General features: G+C 58.0%; 1 protein-coding gene. It reads right to left on the bottom strand.

Going from position 1 to position 1,309, the window contains the following annotated elements:
• Positions 1-42 precede the first annotated feature (42 nt).
• A partial coding sequence (locus Q322_RS24005) for a type IIL restriction-modification enzyme MmeI (protein WP_034419456.1) occupies positions 43-1,309 on the bottom strand: 1,267 nt, incomplete at its 5' end.

Consider the following 1,309-nt stretch of genomic DNA (forward strand, 5'->3'; position numbering starts at 1 on the left):
GAGGTGGGCGGGATGCATAACAGGAAAACAGTCGATGGAGCCTTAAACCGCGTAGCGGATTATGCCGCTGTCGCCTGGGGTCAGCCTGACCTGTCCAAGGAGAACCAATGTTTCAAGCAGATCAGTAATTACTGACGGCCTAGCACCATTGAAAGATTGCACCACCTGCAAAGAGGTAAGGGGCTGAGCCGCATGTCGGAGAACATCCCTTACGGCCACAATTTGTTCGGAAAGCTTCTTCGGGAAAGCATCGTCTAGATGAGCGCGCACGGCCAACGGTTTGACATCCATCTCTAAATTGCGCATCGTGTCATCGCAAGCATCCTGGTATTCGGGTCGTAGATACTTTACCCGTCCTTGAAGTTCATTCTGATGGTGAGCAGCGTTTAAGGCCGTCAAGTGAGCTAATACCTCCTGTGCGGTGAGGGCACTCGTCCAGGCATATGCGTCCTGCACCAGCACGTCAAGTTCGTCGTGCAGCGCGCCGAGTACGACGATCACCCCCTGACCGTGGATCGTCTGCTCCTTGGCGGTCAGCGTCTCGCCCGCGCGTACCTTGTTGAGCACGTTATACATGTCGGTCACGGTCAACTTCGGATGCTGTGCCAGCCGTGCTTTGCGGTGTGCGTCAAGTTCCTCAGCCTTCGCTCGGATGGTGGACCGCTGTACTAGGCTGGCCTCCGGGAAAGGGAATGTTTCAAAACAGCGTGACTTTACGTATACCGGATCGTTGCCAACGCCAAGACGGCTGCCCTGTGCCAAAGCCCAGACCATGTGGATGCGGCTGCTCAACACCCCGAGTACGTAGGCGTCGTCGTGCGCGATAACGACGAGCTTGTTATCAGGCAGCACGCTTGCATCGAGGAACTGAAAGAAGCGGTGCTTGCTAGTTTCCACGGTGGCAATGTAGCGGGGCAGACCTTCGAGTGCCGGTCGGAAGGCGCGTCGCGGTTCGCCAAAGATCCACCAATTGTCCCGGTACGACGCCCGGTTGTTCGCGTCACGCTCCGGTTTCACAGTCAGGAACACATGTTGATAGACCTCCGGGTAGCGCTCGCGCACATCGTTTTCACTCAATCCGAGTAGGTCGATCACCATCACGTCGCGCGGGCGCGCAGTCAAGTCACGCCCGTTACGGTACTCGCGGATGTGCTGCTCCAGACCAAGGATGCGGCCCAGGCCCAGGTCGGCAGCGTCGGTTTCTTTGCGCCCCGTATCAGGACCACGCGCGGTCTGACGCGGCACGATGAAGCCCGCCCCGAGGAGTTGCACACCCCGGTTACTGAGACCACTGTTGGCCTCCAGTTCT

This window comes from Deinococcus frigens DSM 12807 (assembly GCF_000701425.1).
Taxonomy (GTDB): domain Bacteria; phylum Deinococcota; class Deinococci; order Deinococcales; family Deinococcaceae; genus Deinococcus; species Deinococcus frigens.